Origin of the sequence: Paenibacillus barengoltzii G22, from assembly GCF_000403375.2 — a bacterium.
GTDB lineage: Bacteria > Bacillota > Bacilli > Paenibacillales > Paenibacillaceae > Fontibacillus > Fontibacillus barengoltzii.
Window position 1 is genome coordinate 43,360 of the sequence record NZ_KE159655.1, and the last position, 15,901, is coordinate 59,260.

A 15,901-nucleotide genomic window follows, 5' to 3' on the forward strand; every position below is an offset into this window, starting at 1 on the left:
AGTTTTTTTTCAAATATAGCCACTCCCACTACTTGTTACTGATAGAAGCGAACGACCCATCATCCGTTGTGATTTGTGAACCAACTGTATTAGAATCTAAAAAAACCTGAAGCCACATTGTAATCCCATTAGGGTTGTTGTGCTCTTTAAAATATTTCTTTGACTCGATATGAGGTAAAGTTTGATACCCGTATTTATCCATAATACTTTGATTAAGAATTCTGCTCCCAGCGACAATACCATCTCGAACACCGTTCATGTAATGCCCCACGCTAAAATCTTGGGCTTTCGGATAAATAGTGATATGAATGAAAGCTCGGTATACACCTGGTTCGTCTAGTCTACTATTATAATCCGATTCATCCACAAACATAGGCGCATAAATACTGTCAATGTTCTTGAAGTCTTCCGTATCAACAACGATATAATGATGCAGTTTCAAACTACCCGCATTATTTCGAAATGTGAGCGTTTTTTCTACAACATCGTTTAACGAAGTATTGCCGGTTGTGAAGGGGCTAATCGTCTCCAGATTGGTATGTTCTGTACCTACTTGTCTCAATTCCTGCAGCCCCAAAAAACTCCCCGCTTCTCTACTACTCACCTGCTCATAATTCTGCAGAATGATGGCGGTCTCCGCGCGGGTTGCTTTCTTATCCAATCCAAAGGTACCGTCCGGATACCCGCTCATCAGCTTTGTCCCTAAGGCAACGGCAACATAGGAAGACTTCGACTCAGGGATCCCCGGTTTAAAATATTCTCTTACCGGGATTACCGTTGTTTTAGTGTCCTCCAACGCCTGTTTAAAGTCATCGCTGTTGGCTGCCAGGCCTGATGTCATCCACTTGGCCATTTCAAAGCGGGTGATCGGCGTATTCGGCTGAAACCCATTTGGATAGTCGCTAGGCTGAATAAAACCAAGGGCTACTGCACGTTCGACCTCAGGTTCGCTCCAATGCCCCGCTAAATCTGAAAACGAGTGCCCTGACGCCTCTGATTCCTCCGATTCCTTTGCTTTAGCTACCCGTGCTAATAAGGCAGCAAACTCAGCTCGAGTTACGGTTCCATTTGGTTTAAAGGTTCCATCTGCATAGCCTTTAAAATAACCTTTAGCTACAGCCGACTCAATCGCCGCTTTAGCCCAGTGCCCTTCCTTAACATCTGGGAACCCTCCGGAAGCGGCATGAAGATGAGGCTTACCCGGAATCAAGCTGACCAACATCAATCCAACCAGCCCTATCACCAGCATCTTTTTCACATTCATCACTCCCACACCTAGTCTTCAACTTTCCCTCAAAGGAAAAATATGTATCTTCACATATTCGCTTCCACTCCCCAAAAACCTCCTTTCTTCTTGCTTTTCTGATAAATTCATCCATTTGTTGCAAATAAAAAACACACCTCGCCATCCAAAAGATGTCAAGGTGTGCTTCACCTGGCTCTTATTATAATCCAGATCCTGTAAATTGAAAAGACACCTTATTCCTTTATCAAGAATAAAGTGCCTTGGCTTATTTCACATAAGGAAATATGTATCGCTTGCTTTGCTTAACTAAACCAGGTCTTAATCATAATTGCATCCGATGCCAAAAAGACCAGCAAGCTAATGATCCCGAAAGCGATCGCGAACAGGTTCTTCTTCGGACGCTCTCTCAACAGACGGATCACGCCAATAAAAATCACGATCGTAAACAAAATCATAAAAATATCGAACCCGTTAAAATTCGTTGTTTTTGCTGTTTCTTCCGCTGCTTGGAGCAACATCGCGAAACCTCCTCTTGAAATCCACGAAATCACAACTCTTCTTCTATGTTATCTTCCCTCCGGTTCGGATGCAAGAGGAAAGACAAGATTTTGTCAAAGTTTTCGCTGAATTTACGTGTTTGCTGCCAGATTTAAGCCTTATTTTATGCAGGATATCATTGACAAATACATTATCACCAGATCTTTAGTTGTTCATAAGGAAGTCTTATGCCAAAAAATCCCTTTCTTTGTTTACGCTCTTAGGCTTCTATGGTACCATGAAAAATAACCTTATTCAGAGTTTTATTGTCGGAATTAATAAACGGGATCCATTGAGGATTCTTTACCCAAACGTAACATAGGGAGGTTATCGCATGGCTTATGAACCGATATGGACCAAAGAGCCGGAGAAATTAAACAAATTCGAGTTCGTTAAACTGGAAAAAGACGGGCTGGACGTCATCCGCACGATTATTGAGGAATACGCGGTGAAAGGCTACGACTCGATTCCTGCTGACGATATGGATCGCTTCAAATGGGCCGGCGTATATCAACAAAAGCCAAAAGACGGTCACTTCATGATGCGCGTGCGCATCAACACCGGGATCATGACCACGAAGCAAGCACGTGCGCTGGCGGAAATTTCTCGCTTGTATGGCCGTGACCTGGTGGACGTAACTACACGGCAAGCCATCCAGTTCCATTGGCTGCGGGTGGAGAACTTGCCGGATATTTTCGAGCGTCTAGATCAGGTGGGGCTGTATTCGTTCGAAGCCTGCGGTGACTGCCCGCGTACCATTGTAGGGAATCCGCTGGCCGGAATCGACAAGGACGAATTAATCGATACGACGGAGATCGTGGAGGAAGTGAACCGATTCTTCCTGCTGAACCGTGACTTCTCCAACCTGCCGCGAAAATATAAAATGTCGATCTCCGCAAACATTTACAATAATGCGCAAGCGGAAATCAATGACTTGGCCTTTACCCCCGCGGTCAAGGTGATTGACGGAAAAGAGACCATCGGGTTTCATGTCATGGTCGGCGGTGGTTTATCCGCAAAGCCACATTTGGCGAAGCCGCTCGACATTTTCGTTAGACCTGAGGAAGTGCTGAAAGTGGCCATTGGGGTCACCACGATATTCCGTGATTATGGCTATCGGGAGAAACGCCACCACGCTCGCTTGAAATTTCTTGTCGCAGACTGGGGGCCGGAGAAATTTAAAGAGAAATTAATCGAGCTGGTAGGTGAGCTGGAGTCGCGCGGGGAAGACAAGACCGTCGGCTGGCAAGCCGCCTATTTCGACGGAGTGCATCCGCAAAAGCAAGAAGGGCTGAACTATATTGGCCTTAACGTACCCGTGGGTCGTTTGAACGCCGATGAGCTGGAACAGCTGGCCGATGTGGCTGACCAATACGGCGAGGGCAAAATCCGTACTACGATGTCGCAAAATATTTTGATCAGCGGAATTCCGGACGACAAAGTGGAAGAAGCGCTCCAAGCGCCGGTTCTTCAGCGGTTAACGCCGTTTCCGAAGCATTTTATGAGCCGGACCGTTTCCTGCACAGGCAATGAATTTTGCAACTTGGCCATCGTCGAAACCAAACGGCGCGCAGCTGAAGTTGCAGAATATCTGGATGAACATGTTGAACTGGACGAAAAGGTTCGCATCCACTTTATCGGCTGCCCGAATGCTTGCGGCCAAAAACATATCGCCGATATCGGCTTGCAGGGTTCGCTGATCAAGACGCCGGAAGGTATGGTTGACGCATTTGATATTGCTGTAGGCGGGACATTAGGCGGTGGAGCTAACGGGCCGCAAGCCCAGTTTAACCAAGCGCTTAAAGGTCGCGTCAAAGGCGACCAGGTCGCCTATGTCCTAGAGCAGTTGCTATTATTCTACAAAACGAATCGCAATGCTTCCGAATCGTTCCATGATTTCGTTCGACGCGTCGGAGTTCCGGCGTTCCAAGAACAGCTGAACCAAATTCTAGCTGCGGGAATCGCCTCGTAAGCGGAGGGACATTAACAGCTTCATTCGATATCATTGAAAAAAAATGCCGGTCCCCTATGGGGCCGGCCTTCTTTTTATCTTTGTGGCCTCTTTTCCACAATTATCCCTTTCGTTCAGAGATCGTTCCCATCTGATGCAACGGGATAATCCTCAAAAAGAGGGGCAAAAAGAGGCTCCGGCCGCACCAAAAAAAAAGAGCAACCTCTCAATAGAGGCTGCTCTTTTCTCTACTATACGACTTCCCGATCTTTCTCTTCGACTTGATTAAGTTCCGCGGTGCGTTTCGTATCCCGCTTGAGGATCGGCGCCAGGTATCGGCCGGTATAGGATTTATCCACCTTCACGATGTCCTCCGGCGTGCCGGTGGCGATCACTGTACCTCCCCCGCTGCCGCCTTCCGGCCCCAAGTCGATCAAATAGTCGGCCGTCTTGATGACGTCCAGGTTGTGCTCAATTACAAGCACCGTCTCGCCGGAATCAACCAGGCGATGGAGCACCTTAAGCAACCGGTCGATATCGTCGACGTGTAAGCCCGTGGTAGGTTCGTCGAGAATGTAAATCGTTTTGCCGGTGCTGCGGCGATACAATTCCGATGCCAACTTCACGCGTTGGGCTTCCCCGCCGGACAACGTCGTTGCCGGTTGCCCCAGGGTCACATACCCCAATCCCACATCCATCAACGTTTGCAGCTTGCGATGAATTTTCGGAATGTTTTGGAAGAACTCCGTAGCATTCTCGATCGTCATCTCCAGCACATCGGCAATGCTCTTGTTTTTATATTTGACTTCCAGCGTCTCGCGGTTGTATCGTTTGCCTTTGCAAACTTCGCAAGGAACATAAACATCCGGCAGGAAGTGCATTTCAATTTTGATGATCCCGTCACCTTTGCAGGCTTCGCAGCGACCGCCTTTAATGTTGAAGCTGAAACGGCCTTTCTTGTAGCCGCGTACCTTCGCTTCGTTCGTCTGCGAGAACAGATCACGAATATCGTCAAACACTCCGGTGTACGTTGCCGGATTGGACCGCGGTGTGCGGCCGATTGGAGACTGGTCGATATCAACGACTTTCTCCACGTGCTCGAGGCCTTTGATCTCCTTGTATTGGCCTGGACGCACTCTCGCTCGGTTCAAGTCGCGAGCTAACGTTTTATACAAAATCTCGTTGACTAGGGTCGACTTACCGGAGCCGGATACTCCCGTCACCGCCGTAAATACCCCGATCGGGACTTTAACGTTGATGTTCTTCAGGTTGTTTTCCTTGGCCCCTTTGATCTCCAACCAGCGACCATCCGGCTTCCGTCGAGACAAAGGTACCGGGATAAACTTCTTCCCGCTCAAATATTGCCCCGTTAGGGAGCGCGGATCGTTCATGATTTCCTGAGGAGTCCCTTGTGAGATCACTTGCCCCCCGTGAATCCCTGCCCCAGGCCCGATATCGATGATATGGTCTGCAGCAAGCATCGTATCCTCGTCATGCTCCACGACGATTAACGTATTGCCAAGATCGCGCATGTGAGTCAACGCTGAAATCAGCTTATCGTTATCCCGTTGATGCAGCCCGATACTAGGCTCGTCCAGGATGTACAGGACGCCCATCAGGCTCGAACCGATTTGTGTCGCCAGCCGAATGCGCTGCGCCTCGCCGCCAGACAAGGTACCAGCCGCACGACTAAGCGTCAGATAATCCAAGCCGACGTTCACCAGGAACCCAAGTCGGTTATTGATCTCTTTCAGAATCAGGTTGGCAATGGATTTTTCCTTATCCGTCAGCTCCAGGCTCCCAAAGAATTCTTGGGCTTCGCCGATCGACAAAGACGTCACATGGGCGATGTTCTGATCATTTACCGTTACGGCCAGAACCTCTTTCTTCAAACGGTGACCATGACAGGTACCACAAGGCTTGGATCCCATAAACTGCTCGATGAACTCGCGGATCCCCTCCGAAGCCGTTTCCCGGTAACGCCGTTCCAAGTTAGGGATAATCCCTTCAAACGTGACATAGGCATCCCGGGTCATGCCAAAATCGTTCTCATAGCGGAACCTTACCTTCACATCACCTGTGCCATAGAGCAACTTGTCCATCTGATCTTCCGTTAATTCGGAAACCGGTACATTTTGCGGGATATTAAAATGCTCACATACCGATCTCAAAAACTGTGGATAGTAGTTGGAGGTGCCGCCCGCCCAAGCCTCAAATGCGCCTTCCTCAATCGATTTGGAAGGATCCGTGATGAGCAAGTCCTTGTCGATGATCATTTTCACGCCAAGTCCGTCGCACTCTGGGCAAGCCCCGTACGGACTGTTAAAAGAGAACATCCGCGGCGACAGCTCTTCGATGCTGAATCCGCAAATTGGACAAGCATAGTTCGAGCTAAAGCGAAGCTCCTCTTGGCCAATAATATCCACGAGGATTTGCCCGCCGGACATTTTCAGCGCTGTTTCGATGGAATCGGCCAGCCGGCTGCGCGCATCTTCCTTCACCACGATCCGGTCGACAATCACTTCGATAGTGTGCTTCTTGTTCTTCTCCAGTTCAATATTTTCCGACAAATCGCGCTGCTCTCCATCCACCCGAACCCGGACGAAGCCTTGCTTGGCGATTTCACTGAGCAAGCTTTTGTGCTCGCCTTTTTTGCCGGAAATGACAGGAGCTAAGATCTGCAATCTCGTCCGCTCCGGATACTGCATAATGCGGTCCACCATCTGCTCAACGGTCTGAGACGTGATCTCAATGCCGTGATCCGGACAATGCGGATGCCCGATCCGGGCGTATAGCAGACGAAGATAGTCATAGATTTCCGTAACGGTCCCTACCGTCGAACGCGGGTTGCGGCTCGTCGTCTTCTGGTCGATGGAGATGGCTGGGGACAATCCTTCGATCGAATCCACATCCGGCTTATCCATTTGCCCCAAAAACTGCCGGGCATACGCAGACAACGACTCCACGTAACGGCGTTGCCCTTCGGCATAAATCGTATCGAAGGCAAGCGATGACTTGCCGGAGCCGCTTAACCCCGTAAGCACGACAAACTTGTCGCGCGGTATCGTGACATCTATGTTTTTCAGATTGTGCGCTCTGGCGCCTTTGATGACAATGTTCTCGCGACCCAACAACTTCATCTCCCTTATTTATAGGTTGTTTAAAAATCGGCTTCCCATCACGATGCTATTCACTGGAGTATTTCGACATCGAATCTTGAATTCAGTCGGTCGCTCCGTTGCTCACGTAGCCCCACCTACGCTCCGCTACTCACTCCCTCCTTCATCCAACCTTCTCGGTGCTGAAAACCCGATTTTTAAACTTGATTTAACTTTTCTTCTCCAAAAATCAGCTTCCCATCACGATGCTATGAAGCCTCCACTCCCAGGGCTCCTGGATTCTAACGGAACACAGCGACGTTATTCGTCGATTTCCCGGATATTTCCCGTCCTAACGGAACCCAGAGACCTTAATCCCCAGAAATCACGACGCTAAGTGCAAAATCCGGCCAAATAGCGTCTCCTCGTTCCGTTAGAACGAGAACCCCTGCTCCACGGAGCAAATAAGGTCTCCCCGTTCCGTTACAGCAACTTACAACCTAAGAGTCCCATATGAGCCGCCCCAAACCAGGGCCATAGGTCAGCAATCTTGTTTGACTAACCTATGGCTGGCTCATATTGCTAAACGGCGCCAGCTCGCCTACGCTTATGCCTCCGCCCGCAGTTCGAGGATCGCATCACGCAGCTCGGCCGCACGCTCGAATTGCAGGTTCTTGGCCGCTTCTTTCATCTCGGCCTCGAGACGAGCGATCATCGCTTCGCGGTCGCGCTTGGACATCTTGCCTTTGGCATCGGCCAGATAATCCGCTTTGCTCTCTGCGACCTTGGTTGCCTCGATCACATCGCGGACTTTCTTGCGAATCGTCTGCGGCGTGATGCCGTGCTTCTCGTTGTACGCGATCTGGATGCTGCGCCGCCGCTCGGTTTCCTTGATCGCCTTATCCATCGACTCCGTGATCGTGTCAGCGTACATCAGCACGCGGCCATCCGCATTCCGCGCAGCCCGGCCAATCGTCTGAATCAGCGAGCGCTCTGAACGGAGGAAGCCTTCCTTGTCGGCATCCAAAATCGCCACCAGCGAAACCTCTGGCAAATCCAGACCTTCCCGCAGCAGGTTGATCCCGATCAGAACATGGAACGTTCCCAACCGCAGGTCGCGCAATATACTCATCCGCTCCAGCGTTTTAATATCGGAGTGAAGATACCTTACCTTGATACCAACTTCCTTGAGGTAATCGGTCAAGTCCTCGGCCATCTTCTTCGTTAACGTCGTTACCAGCACGCGTTCGTCTTTAGCGATGCGGTCACGGATTTCTCCGATCAGATCATCGATTTGCCCCTGAGTTGGCCGCACCTCGATGACCGGATCCAGCAGGCCTGTCGGACGAATAATCTGCTCGACCATCGTATCGCAGTGCTCCAACTCGTAAGGGCCTGGCGTCGCCGAGACATAAATCAGCTGCGTCGCTTTCTCCTCGAACTCCTCGAATCTTAGCGGCCGGTTATCCAGCGCCGACGGCAAGCGGAATCCGTGTTCAACCAGCACATTTTTACGCGCTTGGTCACCATTGTACATTGCCCGGATCTGCGGCAGTGTGACGTGAGACTCATCGATGACAATCAACATATCGTCCGGAAAATAATCCAGCAACGTATACGGCGTCGCCCCCCGCTCACGGAATGTTAACGGACCGGAGTAGTTCTCGATCCCGGAGCAGAAGCCGACCTCTCTCATCATCTCGATGTCGTACCGCGTCCGCTGCTCCAGCCGCTGCGCCTCCAGCAACTTGCCTTGCGCGCGGAGTTCCGCCAACCGCTCTTCCAGCTCACGTTCGATGTTCTGGAGGGCAATCTTCATCGTTTCCTCCTGGGTCACGAAGTGAGACGCCGGGAAAATCGCCACATGCTCCCGCTCCCCAACCAATTCGCCGGTCAGCACGTCGATCTCCGTAATCCGCTCAATCTCATCGCCAAAAAACTCCACGCGGATCGCCTTCTCCCCATGGGAAGCCGGGAAGATCTCGAGCACATCGCCGCGCACCCGAAACGTACCGCGTACGAAATTGATATCGTTCCGTTGATATTGGATATCCACCAGCCGGCTTAAAATTTGATTACGCGGCTTCTCCATCCCTACCCGCAGAGACAGTACCAAATTACGGTACTCCATCGGCGAACCGAGACCGTAAATACACGACACACTCGCCACAATGATGACATCCCGCCGCTCGAACAGCGCGCTGGTCGCCGAGTGCCGCAGTTTATCGATTTCTTCATTAATACTGGAATCTTTCTCAATGTAGGTGTCGGAGGAAGGAATGTAGGCTTCCGGTTGGTAGTAGTCGTAGTAACTGACGAAGTAATCAACAGAGTTTTTGGGGAAAAATTCACGAAATTCGCTGGCCAGCTGCGCTGCCAACGTCTTGTTGTGCGCAATGACGAGGGTGGGTCGTCCGAGCTTCGCTATCGTATTCGCGATCGTAAACGTTTTACCCGTCCCCGTGGCCCCGAGCAGTGTTTGGTGCTTTTTCCCAGCCAGCACGCCTTCCACCAATTGACGCACCGCCTCCGGCTGGTCGCCTTGCAGCGTATATTCGGAGATCAGCTCGAATTTATTGTCGCTAACCACGATTTCACTCATTGTCCAACATCACCCTATCGTCTAAAATGGAATACTAGAGGCGTCATTTGACATTTTTTTATCTATGACATGAGTTTGGTTACTCAAGAAGTTTGTTTCTACATATAAACTAGGATCGTCATCCTTCCGATGAATAAACCAAGCTTAACGCCTGCGCCCTTCCTAAATTTATCAAAATAGGAATAGGTGTTCCCATGTATTATACCTTTTTCATCCTATAGATGCAAACGGTAAGTTGAAGATAGGAGTTGTTCATATTTCATGGATATTGCAACGTTGGTAGGCATCATTGTTGGTCTCGCCGCCCTTGTTGGCGGATTTACGCTCGAAGGCGGTCAGCTAGGCGGTCTGTTGCAGGTTACAGCCGCTTTAATTGTGTTTGGCGGCACCTTTGCTGCCGTGTTGATCAGCTTCCCGGTTGCCAAGCTGCGAACGGTGCCGAAGGCACTGGCACTGGCGTTCATGAGCAAATCCCCGGCACAGGACGACGTGATCGAGGATATCGTGGACATGTCCTCCACTTCCCGCCGCGAAGGCGTATTGGCTTTGGAGAAGAAGGCGGCGGAGCATCGGGATCCTTTTTTGCGCGAGGGGATTCAACTGGTGGTGGATGGAACAGATCGGTCAATGGTACGGCAAATCATGGAGCTGGAAATCGATGCGGTATCAAAAAAATATGACGGCTACGCCAAAATCTTCGAATCGGCCGGCGGATACGCCCCAACAATGGGGATCATCGGTACGGTGATGGGGCTTATCCACGTCCTTGGCAGCTTATCCGAACCAACCGCATTGGGGCCTTCGATTGCGCTTGCTTTTACGGCAACGTTGTATGGGGTAGCTAGTGCCAACCTGATCTTTCTACCGATCGCCTCCAAAATTAAAGCGCGCGGCGATGACGAAATCGACCGGATGGAAATGATGCTGGAAGGAATCTTGTCGATCCAAAACGGCGACCATCCACTGCTTGTCCGGCGGAAGCTGGAATCCTATACTGCGGAAACCGCGCGTCTTCTGTCGGATGACGGTCCGGCAGAGAAATCGGCTAGCTTCGGAAGCAGCTCTCGCATTCAAGCCTCCGAGGAGAATGAATTATGAGATTTTCCAGTAAATCGGAAAAAATGAACGAGCCGGACGTTTCGACGCGTGAATCTCGCCGACGTGCACGCCGCTCAGTGCGGAGCGATGCGAAGGACCGCTGGATGATCACCTATGCGGATTTGATTACGCTGTTGTTGATTTTTTTCGTGATGATGTACGCCATGAGCCGGTTAGACGTGGAAAAATATGAGGTCGTGACCTCCTCCCTCCAGCACACGTTCAAAGGCGGTGATTCCATTTTGGAGTTAGGCAGTGGAATTACAGGGACGGCCGACCGGTACACTCACAAAAATCCGCCAGCTTCGGCCGTTAACGGCAGCAAGCAAGGAGAAGGACAAGCGGACAGCAGCGGACAGGCTCCGTTGACGGAACGGGAGCTTGCTTTTCGCAAGCAGGAGGAAGATCTCGCCAATTTGATGATGCTCATTGAGAGTTACATCAAAGACAATTCGCTGGAGGATCAAATCCATGTGGCTGACCTGCCCCAAGGCATCTCGATCACATTAAACGACCGGTTTCTGTTCGACACCGGTAAGGCTGATCTCAAAAGCGGCTCCACCAAAACACTCGCCAAGCTCGCCAGCTTGTTCCGACAGCTTGACACGGTCATCAGCATTGAAGGCCATACGGACAATCTCCCGATTGTGTACGCCTCGAAGTACAAGGACAACTGGGAGCTGTCAGGAGCCAGAGCGCTGTCGGTGCTGAGGTTTTTCGTGGACAAAGAGAAGTTAGATCCGCAGCATTTCCAATACGCCGGTTACGCCGACACCCGCCCCGCCGCCGACAACGACACACCCGAAGGCCGCTCAAAAAATCGCCGGGTGGAAATCACAGTATTGCGGCAGTTGCAGGAGTAGAGTGTCTCTTGTTGTACGCTGGCTCTAACGGACCACCAAGACGCTATTTGCTATTTCCCGGACGATTTCCCGGGCTAACGGACCACAGAGCCCTTATTGGTTGGTTTCTCATCGGTTATGTCCGATTTTGCATCAAATAACGTCACTTGTGTCCGTTAAAATTTATCGAGTAAGACTATGGATGAAGTAAGGTCCTCTCGGTCCGTTAGAAGGATCATGCGCCAGAGACCTCATAGAGAAACCATTGCTTGAATGTGATTAACACGATAAACTATTCTCAAATCGGACGTGAAGCACACGCCGTCTTGATACCTCGACCCGAATTGGGCAGGGAGGTATCGGGACGGCGTTTTTATTTTTCATTAAATGGAGGAAGGGGTAATTGGGATGAAATTTGACCAAGCGTTTGATGCGTGGATGACACAACAAATGGAGGAAGAGAAGAATCCTAGACGATTGGAGCTCCTCAAAAAGGGGTTAGGGCACGGCACTATGGAGTTTTTGAGGTTCGTTTGGTTCCCGGCCATTGGGCAATTTGATCATTTGTATCCGGAATGGGAGGTGCGTGACTTTAACAACGGTTATCGATACTTGGACCTCGCTTATCTTCCAGGGGCAGGCATAGCTAAGGGGGCGATTGAGATCCAAGGATACGGCCCTCATGCCAGAGATTTAGACGTCCGGCGTTTTAAGGATTTGTGTTGGCGTCACAGTTTATTGGCCTTGGATGGCTGGACGTTACTCCCTGTCGCTTACTTGTCAATCGTAGAGGAACCCAAGCAATGCCAACAGCTGGTCCTGTCTTTTGTCGGCAAATTCATAACCCTAGCGGTACAACCAAATTTAGATTGGCTGGAGGCAGAAACAGTACGTTTTGCGAGACGACTGTTGCGACCCTTTAGTCCAATGGAACTGTCAGAGCATTTGCGGATCTCAGACCGACACGCTAGACGTGTTTTGCACAAATTAGTTCAAAAACAGCATCTATTGGTTGCCAGTGGAAGGGAACGTTATCGGACCTACTGTCTAGTGCGTTGAAAAAAGCGGAGTTGGGACAACTACCAGCAGCTGGTTTGCCCTGTGATGGCTCGAACCCTGCGTATAAAAGGCGTGCCCTGCTGCCCCGCTCCCTACTCCGTACACTGTGCACCGTGCTCCCTGCTCTGCTCCTTTCCGCAGAGTTCTAACGGACCCAAAAGACCTTATTCTCGATTTCCCGCGTCATTTCCCGTTCTAACGGACTGAAAAGCCCTTATTTGATGTTAAGGAGGATTGTTCTCTCAACTTTCCATCAAATAAGAGCATCTGAGTCCGTTACATTCACATGACTGCTGATCACACGCAAATAGCGGCATCTAGGTCCGTTAGCGGACGCAAAAAAACGCCTGAGGGAAGCCTTGCCTCCCCCAGGCGGGTTCGTCGTCGCACCGCGCGGGCAACTTGCCTCGCGGTGCAGCCCTTGCCGCCGGCAGCGCACGCATCCGCGCTGCCGGCAAGAACATGGCGCCGCGGCGCCCCGGGTGCACAGCACCCCGCGGCCCGCGCGCCGCCTACGCCTCGGCGGCCGGCCCATCGGCCGCCGCCGGCGTGCCGCCGCCCGCCCGCGCTTCGCGCTGCGGTGCGGGCGTGGCGCCCCGAGCGCCCCGCGCCGCGCGGGCGCTCGCGCGCGGGCGCAGCAGCTGCAGCAGCGAGAGCGGCTGCAGCCTTACCGCCGCCGGCGCCAGTTCGTCCGGCGCGAGAATCGCGCCGAGCTGATGGTGGTCGCCGGCGTAGATGGCGCGCTGGAGGAATTTACTCTCGCCCGCGAGATTCCGTACCTCCAGCTTGCAGAAAGCCGGGTTGATCCGCAGCGCCGCATGCAGATCTTCCTTCGTGGGCACCGGCACGCCGTTGACCTTCACGATCGACTCGCCGGCCCGGATGCCCAGCTCTTCCGCCGGACTGCCCGGCAGCACCGCGAGCACCTTCAGTCCCCCTTGCGGATGGACAAACATCGGGCTGCGTTGCTGCTCCTCATAACGGCTCAGCCAAATCAACGCTTCGTGCAGCCCAAACGCCGCGAGGGCGGCCACCAGCATCAGCGGACTCCACCACGCCGCGAGCAACGCCAGCACGGTGATCACCGCGCCATACCCCAGCAGGCGGCTGGACGAAACGCGCGCTTTATCCTGAGGCAGCATCCCCAGCGTCATCTCCGAGAATCCAAGCACGATCGGCAGCCCGATCAAGCTGAAGCCGTCTTGCCAAGCATCTCCGCCAAACAACGGCGTCCACGGCAGAACCCCGCCTAACGTCTGCGCCGGGACGAGCAAGAACAGCGGCACCGGCCACAAGCTTTGCATTTGATACCCGCCGATCAGCTTGCCTCTTTTTCCTTCAAAAAACAACGGCCCCGCAAACGAAGCCCCCTGCCAACGAACCAACAATCCTTCGGCCAAATGCAGCAAGCCGACCAGACAAAGCAATGCCGGAATATCCAACTCCCGGACGACACGAACAACATCGCTTAGAACCGGGGCCTCTGCAGGATCCGGGATCCAATGGAATACAAATTGGAGGACCCCCAGCACACCCACAGCGTAAGCGAGACATAAATAGCGGATGCGGAACAGCATCAGCACCAGCGTAACCACCCAAAGGCAGAGCATTCCCTCCATCGTCAGATTCATTCCAAGGAAGACGAAGACGACGGAAACCACCAGCCCCGCCAACAGCCCGCCAAGAGCGGTTCGCCAAGTCTGCAAGCCCCAGCTGTGCAGGCGGACATGAAACAGACGGCGTTCCAGCACAACCTGTCTGCGATAGAGCAGCAGGATGACGATAATCGAGATATAGTAGAACGGCTGCAGCAACAGCTGCGCCCCCGCTTCTGCCAGACTCCACAATCCTTCCAGAATGAGATCCAAGAGGTATTCACGCTCCTTTTTTGGTGTTCAAGTTCAAGCTTGTCCTCTATCTTTAGGAGTAATGATCAGTTCACCGATGTACTCCAACGAAAATCAGAAAAAAAGAGGGCCGCATTTCAGCCCTCTTAGGGATTCGACATTCACTTCGCAATTTCCTTCCGCATAATCTCGAGTGCACGATTTAACTGCAAGTCGTTTTTCGGATCGCGGATTTGTTGGATGATGCTAGCTTCCAAAGCCCCTGCGGTTTTCTCGTCCAGCACACCGTTTGCCGTAAGCTTCTGGTCCGCCTGGAACTTTTTCAGCGCCTTCTCGGTGTTTTTATCGAAATATCCGTCTTTCCGAACCGGATTGTAGCCGAGTCCGTCCAGCATCGTTTGAGCGCTTTTGATATCCTCACCGAGCATATCGTATTTGTACGTTTTTTCCTTATTGATGGGTGCTACCATAAAATAATCCGGCTGGGACACCTCAACATCCGGCTTGATCCCTTTCTTATGAATCCATTCGCCGTTTGGTGTCAGCCACTTGGCGATCGTAATCTTCAGCAAGCTGCCGTCGCCCATTTCCTGACTGTAGCTGGATTGCACCGTTCCTTTGCCGTAAGTTGTCTCACCGACCAGCTTCGCTCCTGCAGATTCCTGAAGCGCCCCGGCCAGAATTTCCGAGGCGCTCGCGCTGCCCTTGTTGGTCAACACGGCGACCGGGTAGGACTTCCCGCTTCCTTTGGAAACCGATTGCTGCCGGCGTTTATATTTATCCTCGATTTGGACGATGGCTTTCCCAGCCGGCACGAACTGTTCGGACATCGCCTCGACGACGTCCAGCACCCCGCCCGGGTTGTTGCGCACATCGATGATCAGGCCTTTCATGCCTTGTTTCTCGAGGTTTTCCAGCTCCTTCTTGAAACGATCCGCCGTATTCAGCGAAAACTCGGTCACCGTAATAACCCCGATTTTGCCATCCTTCATCTCGGCATAGACCGTTTCCAGCGCAATGTCATCGCGGACAATCTCAAATTCCAGCGTATTGGCGACGCCAGCGCGTTTGACCTTCACCTTCGCAACGGTGCCTTTCGGGCCGCGAATTTTGGCCACTGCCTCATTTAAGCTTAGCCCCTCGAACGACTCTCCGTTCACCGACAACAGGATATCCTTCGGTTGAATGCCAGCTTTTTCAGCAGGAGAGCCCTTGATCGGGGAAACGACCACGACATTGCCGTTCTCCATGGACACCTCTGCTCCAATTCCGGTAAAAGAACCCTCAATCTGCTCCGAGAATTGCTGCGCCGTATCCGGGGCCATGTAGGAGGAGAAAGGATCCTCCAGCGCATTCATCATTCCGTCGATCGCACCATCAATTAACTTGTTCGTATCCACGTCCTCGACGTAGTTTTTTTGGACGAGCTGCAGCGCCGTCTCGATTTTTTTGATATTTTGCTTCGAGCCGGTGCCGGCCGTGTCGGCATAACTTCCGCTGCGCAGCGGTCCCGTTCCGGCAAAGCTCCATTCCCCCGTCAGCGTTAACGTCAACAAGCTGCTGACCAGCATGGCTGCGACAACGAGCAGGGCTACCGTACGACCTTTAAACATCCTTGATC

10 protein-coding genes are annotated in these 15,901 nt (G+C 52.0%); 4 read left to right on the forward strand and 6 right to left on the reverse strand.

From position 1 onward, the window contains the following. Positions 1–28: 28 nt before the first annotated feature. The gene (locus C812_RS18040) at positions 29–1,249 is read right to left on the reverse strand and encodes an S-layer homology domain-containing protein (protein ID WP_244268372.1); all 1,221 of its coding nucleotides are present in this window, start codon (positions 1,247–1,249) and stop codon (positions 29–31) included. Positions 1,250–1,548: 299 nt separating this feature from the next. Next, entirely contained in the window at positions 1,549–1,764 is a 216-nt protein-coding gene (locus tag C812_RS18045; RefSeq protein ID WP_016314089.1) for a DUF2759 family protein, read from the reverse strand. Positions 1,765–2,117: 353 nt separating this feature from the next. Between C812_RS18045 and C812_RS18050 the strand changes: the two genes are divergently transcribed. Then, positions 2,118–3,755: a nitrite/sulfite reductase gene (locus C812_RS18050; protein WP_016314090.1), complete on the forward strand. Its 1,638-nt coding sequence runs from the start codon at positions 2,118–2,120 to the stop codon at positions 3,753–3,755. 230 nt (positions 3,756–3,985) lie between these two features. Here the strand turns inward: C812_RS18050 and uvrA are convergent, their stop codons facing one another. Both uvrA and uvrB read right to left on the reverse strand, forming a co-directional pair. Then, positions 3,986–6,874, reverse strand: coding sequence for an excinuclease ABC subunit UvrA (uvrA, locus tag C812_RS18055; RefSeq protein WP_036625950.1), 2,889 nt, complete (start codon positions 6,872–6,874; stop codon positions 3,986–3,988). A gap of 565 nt (positions 6,875–7,439) precedes the next feature. Then, positions 7,440–9,434 carry an excinuclease ABC subunit UvrB gene (gene uvrB, locus C812_RS18060; RefSeq protein ID WP_036625953.1) on the reverse strand — a complete coding sequence of 665 codons (1,995 nt, stop codon included), beginning with the start codon at positions 9,432–9,434 and terminating at the stop codon, positions 7,440–7,442. Between the two features lie 261 nt (positions 9,435–9,695). On the opposite strand from uvrB, the gene C812_RS18065 reads away from it, so the two are divergent. The 3 genes from C812_RS18065 to C812_RS18075 all read left to right on the forward strand — a co-directional run bounded on the left by C812_RS18065 (position 9,696) and on the right by C812_RS18075 (position 12,433). Further along, a complete protein-coding gene (locus C812_RS18065) occupies positions 9,696–10,532 on the forward strand; it encodes a flagellar motor protein (protein ID WP_016314093.1) in 837 nt (278 codons plus the stop codon). After that, the gene (locus C812_RS18070; RefSeq protein ID WP_016314094.1) at positions 10,529–11,395 is read left to right on the forward strand and encodes an OmpA/MotB family protein; all 867 of its coding nucleotides are present in this window, start codon (positions 10,529–10,531) and stop codon (positions 11,393–11,395) included. Before C812_RS18065 ends, C812_RS18070 begins: the two co-directional genes overlap by 4 nt. A gap of 387 nt (positions 11,396–11,782) precedes the next feature. Continuing rightward, positions 11,783–12,433, forward strand: a complete 651-nt coding sequence (locus tag C812_RS18075) for a hypothetical protein (RefSeq protein ID WP_016314095.1) — start codon at positions 11,783–11,785, stop codon at positions 12,431–12,433. 512 nt (positions 12,434–12,945) lie between these two features. Here C812_RS18075 and C812_RS18080 read toward each other — a convergent pair. After that, entirely contained in the window at positions 12,946–14,301 is a 1,356-nt protein-coding gene (locus C812_RS18080) for a PDZ domain-containing protein (protein ID WP_016314096.1), read from the reverse strand. Positions 14,302–14,441: 140 nt separating this feature from the next. Next, positions 14,442–15,893, reverse strand: a complete 1,452-nt coding sequence (locus tag C812_RS18085; RefSeq protein ID WP_016314097.1) for a S41 family peptidase — start codon at positions 15,891–15,893, stop codon at positions 14,442–14,444. Positions 15,894–15,901 lie beyond the last annotated feature (8 nt).